The 15197-nt window shown below is 70.8% G+C and carries 11 protein-coding genes and 4 pseudogenes; 8 read left to right on the top strand and 7 right to left on the bottom strand.

The window, feature by feature from the left end:
* Positions 1–94: 94 nt before the first annotated feature.
* Positions 95–751: pseudogene (locus ACH4J0_RS41665) on the top strand (IS701 family transposase); the annotation flags it as partial.
* Between the two features lie 356 nt (positions 752–1107).
* Here the strand turns inward: ACH4J0_RS41665 and ACH4J0_RS41670 are convergent.
* On the bottom strand, positions 1108–1452 hold the full coding sequence (locus tag ACH4J0_RS41670; RefSeq protein ID WP_396246415.1) for a hypothetical protein: 345 nt from the start codon (positions 1450–1452) through the stop codon (positions 1108–1110).
* Between the two features lie 149 nt (positions 1453–1601).
* Positions 1602–2210 (bottom strand): TspO/MBR family protein, encoded by a 609-nt coding sequence (locus tag ACH4J0_RS41675; RefSeq protein ID WP_396246416.1) that lies wholly within the window; start codon positions 2208–2210, stop codon positions 1602–1604.
* A gap of 339 nt (positions 2211–2549) precedes the next feature.
* Between ACH4J0_RS41675 and ACH4J0_RS41680 the strand changes: the two genes are divergently transcribed.
* Together ACH4J0_RS41680 and ACH4J0_RS41685 are read left to right on the top strand one after the other, a co-directional pair.
* Positions 2550–4094, top strand: coding sequence for a SpoIIE family protein phosphatase (locus ACH4J0_RS41680; protein WP_396246417.1), 1545 nt, complete (start codon positions 2550–2552; stop codon positions 4092–4094).
* Entirely contained in the window at positions 4091–5146 is a 1056-nt protein-coding gene (locus ACH4J0_RS41685) for a B12-binding domain-containing protein (protein ID WP_396246418.1), read from the top strand. Before ACH4J0_RS41680 ends, ACH4J0_RS41685 begins: the two co-directional genes overlap by 4 nt.
* Positions 5147–5963: 817 nt before the next feature.
* Here the strand turns inward: ACH4J0_RS41685 and ACH4J0_RS41690 are convergent.
* The 5 genes and pseudogenes from ACH4J0_RS41690 to ACH4J0_RS41710 all read right to left on the bottom strand — a co-directional run.
* Positions 5964–6335, bottom strand: coding sequence for a hypothetical protein (locus ACH4J0_RS41690; RefSeq protein WP_396246419.1), 372 nt, complete (start codon positions 6333–6335; stop codon positions 5964–5966).
* Between the two features lie 134 nt (positions 6336–6469).
* Positions 6470–6877, bottom strand: a pseudogene (locus tag ACH4J0_RS41695) (transposase); the annotation flags it as partial.
* Positions 6874–7565: pseudogene (locus tag ACH4J0_RS41700) on the bottom strand (ISAzo13 family transposase); the annotation flags it as partial. The pseudogenes ACH4J0_RS41700 and ACH4J0_RS41695, both read right to left, overlap by 4 nt.
* Before the next feature lie 18 nt (positions 7566–7583).
* Positions 7584–8915: an IS4 family transposase gene (locus ACH4J0_RS41705; RefSeq protein ID WP_396246420.1), complete on the bottom strand. Its 1332-nt coding sequence runs from the start codon at positions 8913–8915 to the stop codon at positions 7584–7586.
* Between the two features lie 94 nt (positions 8916–9009).
* Positions 9010–9358, bottom strand: a pseudogene (locus ACH4J0_RS41710) (ISAzo13 family transposase); the annotation flags it as partial.
* A 50-nt stretch (positions 9359–9408) separates the two neighbouring features.
* On the opposite strand from ACH4J0_RS41710, the gene ACH4J0_RS41715 reads away from it, so the two are divergent.
* The 5 genes from ACH4J0_RS41715 to ACH4J0_RS41735 are packed head-to-tail and all read left to right on the top strand — an operon-like array spanning position 9409 to position 14988.
* On the top strand, positions 9409–10458 hold the full coding sequence (locus ACH4J0_RS41715) for an MBL fold metallo-hydrolase (protein ID WP_396246425.1): 1050 nt from the start codon (positions 9409–9411) through the stop codon (positions 10456–10458).
* On the top strand, positions 10445–11461 hold the full coding sequence (locus ACH4J0_RS41720; protein WP_396246421.1) for a ketoacyl-ACP synthase III family protein: 1017 nt from the start codon (positions 10445–10447) through the stop codon (positions 11459–11461). Before ACH4J0_RS41715 ends, ACH4J0_RS41720 begins: the two co-directional genes overlap by 14 nt.
* Before the next feature lie 24 nt (positions 11462–11485).
* Complete coding sequence (locus ACH4J0_RS41725) at positions 11486–12511, top strand: terpene synthase family protein (protein WP_396246422.1); 1026 nt, start codon at positions 11486–11488, stop codon at positions 12509–12511.
* 9 nt (positions 12512–12520) lie between these two features.
* Entirely contained in the window at positions 12521–13891 is a 1371-nt protein-coding gene (locus tag ACH4J0_RS41730; RefSeq protein WP_396246423.1) for a cytochrome P450, read from the top strand.
* Entirely contained in the window at positions 13888–14988 is a 1101-nt protein-coding gene (locus tag ACH4J0_RS41735; protein ID WP_396246424.1) for a polyprenyl synthetase family protein, read from the top strand. Before ACH4J0_RS41730 ends, ACH4J0_RS41735 begins: the two co-directional genes overlap by 4 nt.
* Positions 14989–15197 lie beyond the last annotated feature (209 nt).

Genomic DNA, 15197 nt, shown 5'->3' on the forward strand with positions numbered 1-15197 from the left:
CCGTCGAGTACGAAGCCGCGTACTACAGCCAACAACAACCAAACCTGCAGGTCACAGCCACAACCTAGAGTCTCTACAGAACCCGCAGCGATTCATCCCGGACGAGGTGCCGTTCGCGACCAAGAACGAGCACCTGAAGTGGATGCTGCAACGCGCGATCGACGCCGGAATACCGTTCGCGTGGGTCACCGCGGACGAGGCGTACGGCCAGGTCGAGCACTTGCGGCTCTGGCTGGAGGAACGCCACATCGCCCACGTGCTGGCCACCAAGGTCAACGACACGGTGACCACCACCAACGGGGCGAACACCCGGGTGGATGCCCTGATCGCCGCGCTGCCCCGGCAGGCGTGGAAGCGCCTGTCCGGTGGCCAGGGCGCGCACGGCGAGCGGATCTACGACTGGGCCCGTGTCGCGATCCGACCCGTGTGGGAGAACGGCTTCGGACACTGGGTCCTGGCCCGTCGATCCGTCAGCGACCCCAGTGAGATCGCCTACTACGTCTGCTACGGCCCCGTCGCCACCCGCCTCAAAGACCTGGTCAAGGTGGCGGCAGCCAGGTGGGCGATAGAGGAATCGTTCCAGGTCGCGAAGAACGAGTGCGGCCTGGGCCACTACCAGGTCCGCCTCTACCGGGCCTGGTGCCGGCACATCACCCTGGCCATGGCCGCCCTGGCCTACCTGACCGCCCTCCGGGCCCAAGAAGCCGCAAAAGGGGCACCAGCGACGACGAAAACGAGCTCATACCCCTGAGCGTCCCGGAGATCCGCCGCTTGATGGGCCACCTCGTCGTCACACCCCGCCACCACACCAACGAACACCATCTGCGCTGGTCACGCTTCCGCCGACGCAGCCAAGCCCGAGCCCGCCGCTCCCACTACAAACGCCGAGGCCACAACCCCCAGATGCGGTTGCAGTATTAGCCAGCACAAAGAAGTACTCCAGGCCGTTTCCACCCGTCGGCGCGAGAGCGTTTCCGGCCCGCGGGGGCGGCCCTGGCAGCAGGAACAGGTGTACTCATGGGCTCTGGATATGGCGGAGGAGCTTAGCGGTTATCAGTACGCACCTCTGACAACGCCTGCTGGCCCCAGAAGCCGCGTACGTCCGGCTCAGCTCGCCCCGCGATCCACCAGGCGGTGGCTCCCTACCTGGCCGATACCGACCTCGTCGTTCGCGAGGCCGCCGTCGGCGCCGCTGGCCACCTTCTCGAGACTCCCGAACTTCGTGCCCGGATACCCGACGCCGCCGAGCGGCTGCGCACCACCCTGACCACAGGCAAAGACCGGCGCGAGCGCGCTGCAGCTGTTCTGACTCTCGTCGCCTGGGCACAGGACACCAGCGACCTGCTCACCGACCCAGATCGGGCGATCCGCGCCTGCGCCGCCCTCGCCCCGCTCCCCGCGGACGACCCGCGCCCCACGGCCATCCTTCTGGATGCGCTGTCGGACCCGCATGCCGCGGACCACTGGTTCGACCCCGAAGTCCTTCGATGTGAGCCGTCGCTGTTTAGCCCCGGAGTCGACAGTCGCGGCCTTGCCGTGGTGAGGAGCGGCATCGGAGGCTCCAGAAGGCGCGGAAGCTGCTGGCCGTCAGGCCGGACGGCTTATCGGCAGCCGCCGTTCCGGCGGACGATGTCGGCGTTGAGGGTGGTGGCGAAGGCGCACCAGGCCGCATAGGGGGTCAGGGCCGTCGCGGCGGTCCGGTCGACGCGGGCGGTCACCCGCAGGACGTCCAGAGTGCTCAGGGTAAGGAGGGCGGTGCCGACGAGACCGGCCCGGGGGCTCCTGGCGGCAAAGAACAGCCAGTTCCAGGACGCGTTCAGGGCCAGGTTTGCAGCCAGTGCCCCGACCAGCCGACGGCGCTCGCCGCCACCTGTCCGGTTCGCGGCATGCCCGGCGGCGAAGGCGATGCTCCCGTACAAGGGGGTCCATACTGCACCGAACGCCCACAAGGGTGGCTGCCATGGAGGTTTGGACAAGGTTTCGTACCAGGTGCTGTTGGGATCCACGGCTCGCGCGCCGGTCACCGCCGTAGCCGTCACCGCAGCCGCAGCCAGCGCGTAAGCGGGCCAGCGGCGCTTCGCCTCACGGCGCCTGGAAGGTGCCAGAACTCGCATAACGGATACATGCCCCGCGGCGTGCGGGGTGAGACCCGACCCGATTCTTCGCCGACCGTCCGGGCGAGGGGAAGTCTGGTGTCGCTGCCCGCGCATCCGCCCGGCCGTGATCCGCGGGACCCCAGGACGGCCCTGTCGAGATCGCGCTACCGTTGCTTCGGGGGAGTCTTCGGGCGATGTGAAGAAGGCGGTGATCCAGCTGATGGACAACCTGCCTTGCCATGCGGCAGGTCGCCTGTGCGCCGCCGCCGTGGCCGACGACAGCGTGAGCGGGCGGCAGTGACCAGCGGCGGCCGCGAGACACCGTGGCGGAAGCAGGTACCAGGTCTTTCGGTGCTTGGTTCGCCTGCTGCGTCGCGCCGACAGGAGAGGCCGCGTGCCACGCCGGCGACACCAGAGCTGCCGGCCGGGGTGTCCGCGAGGTTGCTGAATCTAGTGGATCAGGCCGTCGTGGTCTGCGACGCGGCCGGGTTGCCGGGCTGGTGCAACGTCCAGGCGGAACGACTCTTCCCTCAGCTGCGCATCGGTGAGCCGCTCCACGGGCCGCTGTCGCGTGCCATGGCCGAGGGGGCGGACTGCTTCGAGACCGTCTCCGACGGGCGTCGGTTGTCAGGGCACCGGGTGGTGCTGCAGGGCCACGGGACTCTCGCCGGTCACTGTGTGTGGTTGGTGCGCGACGACAGCGCGGTCCATGAGCGCCAGAACGAGCTGATGGCCGAGCGGGCCCGCTCCGCCTTCCTGGCGGAGGCGGGGAAGCAGCTCGCGGCCTCCCTCCACCACGGCCGTACGGTGCGTGCGGTGGTGCGGGTGGCGGTCCCCGCTCTGGCGGACACGGCCATCCTGTTCCTGCCGGTCCGGGGACGTTGCGTAGCCTGGCACCTCTACGGGCCGGACGAGTGCGCCGGCCAGTTGCCGGCAGCGGCGTTGGACCAGGCCCCGCCGGTGGCCCACGCCCTGAGAGGGCTGGTGGAACATCCCGTCCTGTGCGACTGGCAGGACGTGGCGCAGCTGGACGGAGCGCTGCCGCAGGATCCGAATCCGCACGGTCGGGCCCTCGTGGTCACGCTCCCCGGGCCCGGGATGCCGGCCGGCGTACTGGTGCTGGCGCACGGGCCGCAGCGGACGGGCTTCGGCGCGGCGGACGTCGAGCTGGCGCGGCAGTTCGCTGCTCGTGCGAGCATCGCGCTGGCGGCCGCGACCTTCTACGCCGAACAGGTGCACACCGCTGCCGTGCTGCAGGAAGGGCTGGAACCCGACCCGCTACCCCACGTGGCGGGGGTCCACCTCGGGGCCGCGTACCGGCCCGCCCGCGAAACCTTGCGGCTCGGCGGTGACTTCTACCAGGTCCGGGCGGACGCCGAGGGCGGTGTCAGGTTCTTCTTCGGCGACGTCTGCGGCAAGGGAGTCGAGGCGGCCGTGTTCGCCGGACGGGTGCGGCAGAGCCTCCGGTCGCTGGCGCTGGTGGAATCCCGGCCCGTGAGGATGCTGCAGCTGCTCAACGAGGCGCTTCTGGAGGGAGGTCCCACTCCCTTCACGACACTGGTGACGGGATCCGCCGGCTCGGCGCGGGAGGGCGGGCTGGATGTCGTGGTGGCAGGTGGCGGGCATTTGCCACCCCTGGTGCTGCGCAAGGACGGCAGGGTGGACGAGGTGCACATCGGTGGGACGCTGGTCGGCGCCCTGCCCGACCCGGACTTCCACCAGATGGGGATCCGGCTGGCGGCCGGCGAGCTGTTGCTGTTGTACAGCGACGGTGTGACCGAGGCGCGCGGTGGGCCGACGGAGCAGGAGATGTACGGCGAACGGCGGTTGATGCGCGACCTGGCCGCCTGCCTCGGCATGCCGGCCGGCGCGGTCGCCGAGCGTATCGACCTGCGCACCGGGCAGTGGCTGGCCGGAGGCGACCACGACGACGTCGCCGTTCTCGCCGTGCAGGCTCCCGCCCTTGCGCCGTCGGCGGACGTGGAGCACCCACGGTGACCGCCGAGTGCTCCGACGTCATCGAGAGCGTCCGCACGGCCTTCGACGACCACCTGGCCCGAGCGGACGAGACCGCCGCCGTGGGGCTCGTCCTGGACCTTCTCGCCGGCGGCGTCAGCGCCGAGGACGTGCTGCTCGACCTGATCGCACCCGCCCAGGCAGCGGTCGGCGAGCACTGGGTGACCAACGAGTGGAGTGTGGCCCAGGAACACGCGGCCACGCATGTCAGCAACCGGGCCGTCTCCGCACTCGCCGCCGCGACCGTGGTCCCCGACCATCCTCTCGGGAGCGTGGTGGTGGCCTGTCCGGACGGGGAATGGCACACCCTGCCCGCCCATATCGTTGCGGAGGTGCTACGGCTGCGCGGCTTCGCGGTTCGGTTCCTCGGCGCCGGTGTACCCACCGCACAGCTGGTCTCGTATCTGCATCAGAACGGCTCTGATCTGATCGCCCTGTCGTGCATGCTGGCGGTGCGCCTGCCCCAGGTGTACCGCACGATCGAGGCGTGCCGACTGGCGCGTGTACCGGTCCTGGTCGGTGGGGCCGGCTTCGGACCGGACGGCATCTGGGCTCGCGCACTGGGTGCCGACCTGTACGCGCGCACCGCGGCGGACGCCGCCGACCTGCTGGTGGAGCAGTGGCCGCCGCCGCTGACCGGGGCGCCCGCACTGGACCACCTGGCTGACGGGGAGTACGCCCAACTCGTCAGCCGCCGCGCTGACCTTCTGCGGCACCTGGTCGACCACCTGCGCCGACGCTTCCCACCGATGCGCCGATGTGCCGACGACCGGTACGAGGCCGCTGTCGAGGACCTGGGGTTCCTGGTGGACTTCCTCGCCGCCGGTGTCTTCGTCGACGACCCGCGCGTTTTCACGGACTTCCTGGTGTTCCTCGCCGGTGTGCTGGCCCCCCGCGGGATTCCGCCGGCCGGCCTGGACCTGGTGGTCCGGGCCCTCTGCGAGCCGTTGAGCGATCTTCCCCGCACCCTCACCCACCTGGCAGCGGGTCGAGGACGACTGGAGCGGGCCGGACACACCTGGACGGACGCCTGATCCCTGCGGCAGGTTACGGGGGACGCACGCTGGTGGCGGCCCGAGTTCGCCCTGGCCCGGACGACGGGCCACGCTTCACCCACGGGGACTCCGGAGGAAGTGGAACATCCTTACACGCGGGAGTGTGCGGCAAGTCACCTGCGTACTCCCGCTCGCGTTGCTGCTTCTCACACGCCTCTCACGGACTGGATGTCATGAGGTGGCATCAGACGTCATGCGGGTTGGACGGGATAGGCCCTGACCTACGCGATTGGGACTGGTGAGCATCAGTCGGATGCCCGTTCGACCGCTGGGGGTCAAGGGGTCGCAGGTTCAAATCCTGTCGTCCCGACTGGAGTTCGCTCCATTGTCGCAGGTCAGAGGCCGTTTTCTCCTTCGTGAGGAAGCGGCCTTCGGCGCGCTCTGGGGCGCACCTCTCACATTCGTCTCACGGTTTCACGGTCCTGTGCCGAGGTCTGATGCTGCTCGGCGTTGTGCACTGGTAACCGTATGCCTGCATCCTGCCTGTATGTCCGATTTGATTATCGCCACAATGGGATAGATGGTTGCTCATTGTGATCGCCGATTGTGGCTATGACGTTTGTACTTGACGCTTCATTCCGTCGATCAAGTGCGCGCCGACAGGCTCAACGGCTGCTAGTACTCCAGTGAGAGTTCTCCGCTTTCCCTGGTCAGCGGCCTGGTGGTCGGGAGTGTAGCCGGGCTGTGCCAGGGGCGGAGGGGTGTTCGCCAGGATGTCGCGCGAACGAGTGCCCGCGCCGCTTGTAATGGCAGCGACGTGCGTATGCCTGATGTCGGCGGCGCCAGGCGGACCAGGTCAGGGTGTGGTTGCGGGACGCAGGATGGTAGCGGGGTCGAGTTGCCAGCAGACGGCGAATCTCGGCCGGTGTGAGGTCCACGAGGTCGGGCGTGTCGTGTCGGTCACCCCCTTTTCGCGCTCCTGGGCGGCCATGACGGCCAGGAACGCGTGGGCGAGCATCGCCAAGGTGATGTGCCGGTACCAGCCCACGAAGCGGCGGACCTCGTAGTGGTCCAGGCCACACTCGTTCTTCGCGCTCTGGAAGCATTCCTCGATCTTCCAGCGGCTTCCGGCGATACGGGCCAGGTGCGCGACGGTGGTGTCCAGGGGAGCACAGGCCAGGTAGTAGGCGATCTCGTCGGGCCTGGCGATGCTGCGGCGGGCGAGCATCCAGCGTTGTCGGGTGGGCTGGTCACCGTCGAACTCCCATACCGCCGGGAGGCGGGCGGCGGCCCAGTCGTAGAGGCGCTCGCCCTTGGCTCCCGGGCCGGCGGACAGGCGCTGCCACGCCTCGGCCGGTGCTTGGTGAAGAGGTGGTCGATGCGCGGGCCGTGGACCTGTTGGGACTTGGGCACCGCGACGACATAGGAGAGCTGGGCGTCTTCGAGGCATCGGCGGAAGCGGGAGTCCTGGCCGTAGGCGGAGTCCGCGGTGACCCAGGCGATCGGCAGCGGCGAGGCCAGAGCCCGCTCGATCATGGTTCGTGCCAGTTCGAGCTTGGTGGCGAAGTCGCGGTCGTCGGGGACGCGGGCGCTCCGGCAGCGTTCCCGGCCCTCGGTCCAGGACTTGGGGAGGTAGAGCTCGCGGTCGACCAGCGCATGGCCCTTGGCGGAGGCGTAGGCGGCGAAGACGCCGATCTGGCAATTCTCGGTGCGACCGGGGCTTGTATCTGAATATCCGTCAGTTTTGATCTTCCTGGTGGTTTTCGTCAGGCAGACGGACTCTGAGCTGTTCGAGGGTCCGGGCTGGTGACCCGGGCAGGGGTGTGACGACGATGCGGTGCAGGTCCAGGAGGCGGTGGCCGTCCTGGAACTGGTTGGAGAGGTTGGTGCGGGTGACGCCCAGCAGCTGGGCCAGGAGGGTGCTGGTGATCGCTCTGCGGCGGCGTAACAGCGCCGACAGGAGGCGGTGATAGTGGTCGAGGCTGCTGGTCTGCGGGTGGAGGTAGCTGCGCGGGCGGTGGAAGCGTCGCTGGAAGGCTGCCTCGGCGAGGGCGTCCCAGTACGGCTCGGAGGCTGCCACCAGGCGCTCGAAGTCGGACCGTGACATGCCGGTCAGGGCCGGATCGCTGAGCATCTCGGTCAGCTCGGGGGCGATCCGTCGGGCAGCCGCCGGCGCCTCCGGAGGACGCGGTGGAACGGGTGCCAGCGTGTAGTTCCAGTCGCCGTGGAACGCATCGGGCGTGATCGGCAGGGCCTGGAACTCGGCAGCGGTCACTGTGGAGCCCAGGCGATAGCTGCCGGTGTCCAGCTCGGCGCCGATGGTCAGCCCGGTCCGGGTGGTCGTCGCGGCGATGGTCTCGATGACGACCTCGTAGCTGGTGAGCGGCCGGCCGCGCCAGTTCGCGGTGATATGGCAGAACATTCGGTGTTCGATCTTGTTCCACTTCGATGTGCCTGGTCAATGCCGTTGCTTGACTCAGTGAACTATCACAGGGTTCAGGGTGATGGTCTTCGCTGGGACACGTCGGGTCGGTCGACGTGGTTGACCTGCCTTGCGGATTGAGTAGCGACCGTCGGCGCGTTTCAGGAGCCGGTCGGCTTCCCTGGGCCGCCTGGGGCCGCTGTCGAGCTTGCGGCGGACTTTCGCTGCCATGTTCGCCAGGAACTGCTTCATCCTGGCCGGGGTGTGCTGGCTCTGCCGGACCACGCTGCGCCGGACGTGCTTGAGGATCTTGAGGAAGGAGATCCGGTCGGGGTCGAGCCGGCGGCGGTCGGCGACGCGCATGACGATCCGAGTCAGGCAGTGATGGATGATCAAGTGCGCCCACGCCTCCTGGCGCGCCAGTTCCGGGTCGGCGGAGCGCAGGATCGCCAGACCACCGCGCTGGAACGTCTTGATCTGCCGATAGGCGGTCTCCGCTTTCCAGCGCTCGTGATACAGGGCCGCCAACTCCGCGGCGGGGAAGGCGTCAGGGTCCATCAGATCGGTCAGCAGGCGGATGACCTCGCCGCCGTCGACCTGGTACTCGATGACGCGCACCAACACCCCGCCGGGGTGGTTCCCCTTCTGTCCGGCCAGGTTCATCCGCGCCAGGTAGGTGCCGTCCGGCAGGTGCTCGACCGGGCGGCGGGCCACGCTTGAGCGGGCCCGCAGGAGCAGGTGAGCCCCGGCCCGCGTGTAGGCCTTCCACAGCTCGACGTCTGGGAAGCCGCGATCCATGATGACGAGCATCCCCGCCGCGCTGCCAGCCATCGCCACCGCCAACTCCCGTTTCCCGCCGCTGAATGCGCCCACCCGGGCGTCCACCGACGCGTGCGTCGCGGCCTCCGTAAAGGTCACCACCCGCACCTGCGGGAACCCGGCCGGGTTACCTCGCACGTCCAGGAGCCCGCCCAGCTCGGCCCGGTTGGCCGGTGTGTCCGGCGCATCCAGCACGAACCCGTCCACCGCCGCGACCCGCATCCCACGGTAGAACGCACCCGAAAGCCCCAGCGGCGCCACCGGCCCGGCCAGCTTCCGGAACACCGCCTCCAGCGCCGCCTCGCCCAGCCGCCGCCGAGCCCGCGTGAACGAGGACTTGTTCGGGATCGCCTCGTGCATATCCGGCCATGCACCCACCAGGTTCTCCGCGACATCGTCGTAGGAGTCCTGATGGAACAGCGCCAACGCGAGCACGTAGTAGACCATGAACCGGGACGGCAGCGCCCCCGGACGCCGGTCCCGCCGACGGCACTCCGCCAGCGCCTGGTCCACCAACCCCGGCGGCACCCACTCGGTCAGGACACCAAGCCGTACCTCGTCGGACAAGCCACTCCACGGATGCACAACCGGACCAACGACCCCGCCCCGACACCGTCACCCGTTCCGCGGCAGTTGTTCTCGAATTCAAGCAACGGCACTGTGTGCCTGGTGGGAAGTGGCAGACCGTGATCTCCAGGCCGTTCTCCAGGGCGAAGGCGGCCAAGTGCTTCTTCCAGGTCCAGCGGCGGGGATCGTTGGAGCCGCCGGCGTCGGCGGTGATCAGCAGCCGGGTGGCGTTCGGGTGGTGCACCCGTCCGCGGCGCTGCCACCAGCGGCGTATGGAACTCGACTGCGAACTCGGCGGTGGCGTGGTCGGTCCCGACGTTGACCCAGCCGGTGTTGGTGGCGATGTCGTAGATCCCGTAAGGGATGGCGACGGGCTGGTCGCTGGTGGTGAAGGTGTGGCAGTCGACCTTGATCGGATTCTTGCCCGGCCTCCAGGTGCGGCCGGGCCGGCCACTACCGGCCCGGCCTGATCGAGGACCTCGCCGCCGAAGGGCTGTTCGCGCTTCGGGTCCCGGCCGAGTACGGCGGCCAGGGCCGCGACGCGGTCAGCACCGGGATCGCGCTGGAGGAGCTCGCCCGGGCCGATCTCTCGGTCTGCTACCCGGTCCTCAACGCCGCCCTCATCAGCGGCGTGCTGGCCGCCAACGGCACCGCCGAGCAGCTGGCACGCTGGCTGCCGCCGATCGCCCGGGGCGAGGCCGTGCGTGCCGCACTCGTCGAGTCGGGCACCGGGCTGTCGGCCGAGCGCACCCGGCGGGCACTGGAGGCCCACGGGATCGGTCCGCACGACCTGGCGTGGATCGTGGTGACCCACGTCCACCTCGACCACGCCGGGGGCGCCGGGGAACTCGCCCGCCGCTTCCCGTCGGCCACCGTTGTGGTCCACCCCCGAGGAGCCCGGCACCTGGCCGATCCTGAGCGGCTGACGGCCAGCGCCCGGGCCGTGCACGGCGATCTGATGGACACCGTGTACGGCCCGATGACGCCGGTGGAGCCGCAGCGCATCCGGGCGGTGGAGGACGGCGAGGAGATCGACCTCGGCGACCGCCGCCTGCGCGTGGTCCACACGCCGGGCCACGCCCCGCACCACCTGGTGGTGCGGGACGACAGTACCGGCGTGCTGTTCGCGGGCGACGCGGCCGGGGTGCGGGTGGACGGCATGACCTCCGCCCGCCCGGCCTGCCCGCCGCCCCACTTCGACCGGGACGCGACGGTGGCGGGCATGCGGCGGATGGCCGAACTGAAGCCCAACCGCCTGCTGCTCACCCACTTCGGGGACCCGGGCGACCCGGCCGCCTTCCTCGACGACGCCGAGCAGCGCCTGCGGCGCTGGTGCTCGGTGGCCGAGCGGCTGGCGGCGGGCGACGAGGCAGAACTGGAAGCCGAACTGCTGCGCCGCTTCGCGGCCGACGAGAGCATGCCCGCCGACGACCCGGAGCGCTTCGCCGTCATGGGCGGGTTCGCCTCCAACGCGGTGGGGCTGCGGCAATGGGCCCGGTCCCGCACCGGGCGCGAGGAAGTGGGAACAGATGCGCTTCGATGACCTCTGGATCCAGGGAACCGGAAGTTTCCTCGGCGAGCTCGTCCCGGTCGGACCGGACGTCGCTGCCGGGCACTACGCGGAGAAGGACGCCCGCGAGGCCGGCACGCTGTCGGTCTCTCGGGCGGAGCTCGCCCCGCCCGAGATGGCCGTACGGGCGGGCCGGGCGGCGCTGGACGCCGCCGGATCCGCCCCTTCGGCCGAGACGCTGCACCTGCACGGCAGCACCTACTTCCAGGGGCTGGACATGTGGCCGGCCGCCTGCTGGATCGCCCGCCGGCTGCTCGGCGAGACCGTGCACGGACTGTCCATGCAGGCCTCCGCGCTGTCGAACAGCTCGCTGGCGTGCCTGGAGCTCGCCGGCAGCATGCTGGCGGGGCGCCCCGACCTGTCGGCCGCGCTGCTCACCGTCGCCGACCGGTTCGGGCTCCCGGGCGTCGACCGGTGGAACATCGACTCCGGGATGGCGTTCGGCGACGGTGCGGCGGCGGCGCTCCTCGGTCGCGGCGGCGGGAAGCTGCGCGTCCTGTCGGTCTCCTCGTACTCGGACACCACGCTGGAGGGGCTGCAGCGCGGTGACGAGCCGTTCCACACCGTTTCGCCGACGGCCGTCGAGACCCTGCCCATGCGCCGTCGGGCCCGGGAGTTCTTCGCGCAGGGGGAGATGACGCCGAGGCAGGCCCGCCAGCGGTCGGTGGACGCGGTGCGCCGGGTCGTGAAGACGGCGCTGGACGAGGCGGAGACCACCATCGGCGACGCCCGCTGGGTGATCCCGCCCTTCGTCGGCCGCCGGCTGTTCGAGTCGGGCTTCGTCGAGCCGCTCGGCCTCGACCCGAGCCGCACCCTGTTCGAGTTCGGCCTGCGCACCGGCCACCTCGGCTCGGTCGACCAGCTGCTCAGCCTGGACCACCTCGTCCGCCACGAGCTGGTGGCGCCGGGGGACCGCATCGTCCTGATCGGCACCGGGATGGGTTTCACCTTCACCGCGGCCGTGCTCTCGGCCTGACACCCACGAAGGGGGAGTGGGCTCATGCCCGTCGACATCGATTTCCACCTGCCGTTCCCCGCGCCGTGCACCGCCCCCCAGGCGGTCGAGCGGGCCCGCGCACGCGGTGTGGAATGGGCCTGCGAGCTGGGCCTCCTCCCTCGCACCGAGCAGGCCGCCGACTACTTCCTGAGCTTGCGGCTGGACGACGTGGCCACCGGATTCGGCCCCGGGGCACGGGGCGCCGACCTCGACGTCATGACCGACGTCATCACCTGGACGGCGATCTGCGACGACTTCTTCGACGGCACAGCCGGGGACCACCCCGACACCGCCAGGGCGGCCGTGGCGGCGCTGTCCGCGTCCGTGGGGGATCGGCCGCCGGGCCCGGCGGGCCGGCACCCGGCGGGCCCGCTCGCCGAGGCCACAGCCGACCTCTGGGGCCGCATGGCCCGGCCGATGTCCCCCAGTTGGCAGGTCCGGGCCCGCGCCAACTGGCACCGCTTCCTCCGCTCGTTCCTCGCCGAGGCTGAGGCCCGCCACGAAGGATCGGTGCCCACGACGGCCGAGTACTTCGCGCTCCGGAGGGAGACGATGGCCATGTACGTCTACCTCGACGCCGCCGAACGGGCGGGACGCTACGAGGTCCCCGACCAGGTGCTGGCCAGCGCCCCCGTCCGCGAACTGGCCCGGCTGCAGATCGAGATCCTCGCCTGCTGCAACGACGTCCACTCGGTGGAGCACGAACAGGCCCGGGGGGACACCCACAACCTGGTGCTCGTCCTGGAGCGCCGGGAGGGCCTGGACCGGGCGGCGGCGATCGAGCGAATCCGGCGCTGGGTGCACGAGCGCTCGACGCGATTCCTGCGGGTGGCGGACGGGATACCCGCGCTGTGCGAGCGGATGGGGCTCGGCGCCGCCGAGCAAGGTGTGACTGATCGTCATGTCCTCGCGATGCAGCACCAGTTGAGGGTGACCTACGACTGGAGCGCCGCGACCTCACGCTACTCCGCGCAGGGCGCGCGTGCCGGTGTCCCGGCCCGGCGACCGCGCTATCTGACCATCGTCTAGGGGGACGTCATGGTGATCGACCACAGAGCGCCCGACCCGGCACTGCCCTGCCCCCGACTGCCCGGCGGTGTGCCCCTGCTCGGGCACAGCCTGGAGATGCTCCGCAGTCCGCTCGGCTTCGTCGAGTCGCTCCGCGACCACGGCGAGATCGTCGCCTTCCGGATGGGCACCAGGGCGGCGTACATGGTGAACGCCCCCGGGCTGGTGCGGGAGCTGCTGGTCGGGAAGCAACGGCACTTCGAGAAGGGCGGCCCGCTGTTCAAGCACTCCGCCCGGTTGCTCGGCAACGGGCTGGCAGCATCCAACGGCGCCCTCCACCTGCGCCAGCGGCGACTGACCCAACCGGCTTTCGCGCACACCCGGGTGGCGTCGTACGCGGTCACGGTCTCCGACCTGGCGGCCCGGCTGCGCGACAGCTGGCAGGACGGCGCCGCCGTCGACCTCGCCAGGGACCTGCACGACCTGACCATGGACATCCTGGCCGACACGCTCTTCCGCGGGCTCGCCCCGGAGACGGCGACCGAGATCCGGCGCTCGCTCCCGCTGCTGGTGGCCGGCGTGGCCAGGCGGGCCTTCATCCCGGTCGGGTTCGTCCACCGGCTGCCGCTCCCGGTGAACCGCAGGGAGGAAGCGGCCCTGCGGCGCCTGTACGACCTCGTCGACGGGCTGATTCGGAAGTACCGGGACGAGGGCACCGACCACGGCGACCTGCTGTCGCTGCTCCTGGACCGGGACCCTGACACCGGCGACGGCATGGACGACCGGCAGATCCACGACGAGATCCGCTCGATGATGGTCGCCGGGACGGAGACCTCCGCCACCGTGCTGCACTGGGCGCTGATCATGTTGGCCGTGCACCCCGAGGTGGAACGGCGGGTGCACGACGAGGTCGACGAAGTCCTGGCGGGCCGGCCGGCCGCGTACGCCGACCTCCCCCGGCTGCCGTACCTGACCCGGGTGGTGCAGGAGGTCCTGCGGATGTACCCGGTCGGCTGGATCCTGACCCGCCGGGCCGTGGACGACGTCCGGCTCGGCAGCCATCGCATCCCGTCCGGTGTCGACGTCTTCTTCAGCCCGTACGGCCTCCACCGCGACCCGGCCTCCTTCGCCGACCCCGGCCGCTTCGACCCCGACCGCTGGCTGCCGGAGCGGGCCCGGGAAGTCCCCCGGGACGCCTACTTGCCGTTCGGCACGGGTGTCCGCAAGTGCATCGGAGAGTCCTTCGCCCACGTCGAGATGATGATCGCTCTCGCCACGCTGGTCGGCCGCTGGCGACTGCGACCGACGTCCGACCACCCGGCGGCGCCGGTCGCGGCCTCCACCCTCCGGCCACGGGAACCACGCATGTTCGTCCAGGCCAGGGGAGCCCACCGACCGTGACCACCGAATCGCGACCACTGCCCCTCGGCACCGTTCTGGCGCCCGCGATGCCGCGGCCCGCCGCGCGGGAGAGGCGCCCCGAACCGGCGGACGGCCTCCGGACGATGCTGCGCCAGGTCGAGGACCTGCTCGCCGGTCTCCTCTCCGATCAATTGGCGCGGTGGGCCGGGATCGACGATCGGGCTGCCGTGCCGGTCCGGGAGGTGGCTCGGCTGATCGCCGCGGGTGGCAAGCGGCTCCGCCCGCGGTTCTGCCTGGCCGGCTATCTCGCTGCGGGCGGGCGGGCGGCCGGACGAGGCGCCGGTGCGGGCAGCGGCGGCGCTGGAACTGCTGCACGCCGCGGCCCTCATCCACGACGACATCATGGCGAGTCCGAGGAGAGACGGGCCCGGCCGACGGTCCACACCGCGCAGACCCGCATCCACCGGGCCCACCGCTGGCAGGGCGGAGCCGCTCGGTACGGCGAGTCGGTCGCGATCCTGGCCGGTGATCTGGCCTGGGTGTACGCCGACCAGCTCATGGCGGACCTGCCCGCGGCCGCGAAGGCGGACTGGTTCGAGCTGCGGACCGAGCTGGTCGCCGGTCAGATGCTCGATCTCTCCGCGGCGGCCGAGGGAGTCCCCGATCCCCGGCTCGCCCGAGTGGTCGCCGACCTGAAGTCCGGTCGGTACACGATCATGCGGCCGCTGCTGCTCGGAGCCGCGCTGGCCGACCGGCCCGATCTCGCCACGCCGTTCGAGGCCTACGGGGCGGCTCTGGGCGAGGCCTTCCAGCTGCGCGACGACCTGATCGACGCGTTCGGTGACAGCTCGCTCAGCGGAAAGCCCGCCCGACAGGACTTCGGGAACGCTCGGATGACGCTGCTGCTGTCGGCGGCGATGCAGCACGACGAGCGGATCGGCGAGCTCGTCCGCAGCGGGGATCCCGCGGAGCTCGGCGAGCGGCTGGCGGCAACCGGCGCCCGGGCCGCGGTGGAGGAGCGCATCGGCGGACTGGTCCGGGAGGCACAGATCGCCGTCCGGACCGCTGATCTGGACCCTCCGTGGCAGAGCGAGTTGGCCGGGTACGCGGTCGAGATCGCCTACCGCGAGCGGTGAGAGCAGCGGAAAGGCTTGGCGCCCGGCCGCAGGACCCCAGCGATCCAGGAGGTGCCCTTTGACCCCGGTCCTGACCACTCCACAGGCCGTGACCGGCCGTGTGGCGGGCGGCGTGCCCGCCGTCCGGATCTCGCACGTGCACAAGTCCTTCGGCCGCCCGGGCGCCCGGACCCACGTGCTGGACGACATCACCCTCGACGTCGCGCCCG

The sequence above is a fragment of the Kitasatospora sp. NPDC017646 genome, from assembly GCF_044329365.1.
In the GTDB taxonomy this organism is placed as follows: domain Bacteria; phylum Actinomycetota; class Actinomycetes; order Streptomycetales; family Streptomycetaceae; genus Kitasatospora.

Bases quoted from the DNA above. Each gene is read 5' to 3' on its own strand.
- ACH4J0_RS41670 (WP_396246415.1), bottom strand. From the start codon at position 1,452: ATGCGGGTCCGACAGCGCATCCAGAAGGATGGCCGTGGGGCGCGGGTC.
- ACH4J0_RS41675 (WP_396246416.1), bottom strand. From the start codon at position 2,210: ATGCGCGGGCAGCGACACCAGACTTCCCCTCGCCCGGACGGTCGGCGA.
- ACH4J0_RS41690 (WP_396246419.1), bottom strand. From the start codon at position 6,335: ATGCTCGCCCGCCGCAGCATCGCCAGGCCCGACGAGATCGCCTACTAC.
- ACH4J0_RS41720 (WP_396246421.1), top strand. From the start codon at position 10,445: ATGCGCTTCGATGACCTCTGGATCCAGGGAACCGGAAGTTTCCTCGGC.
- ACH4J0_RS41725 (WP_396246422.1), top strand. From the start codon at position 11,486: ATGCCCGTCGACATCGATTTCCACCTGCCGTTCCCCGCGCCGTGCACC.
- ACH4J0_RS41730 (WP_396246423.1), top strand. From the start codon at position 12,521: ATGGTGATCGACCACAGAGCGCCCGACCCGGCACTGCCCTGCCCCCGA.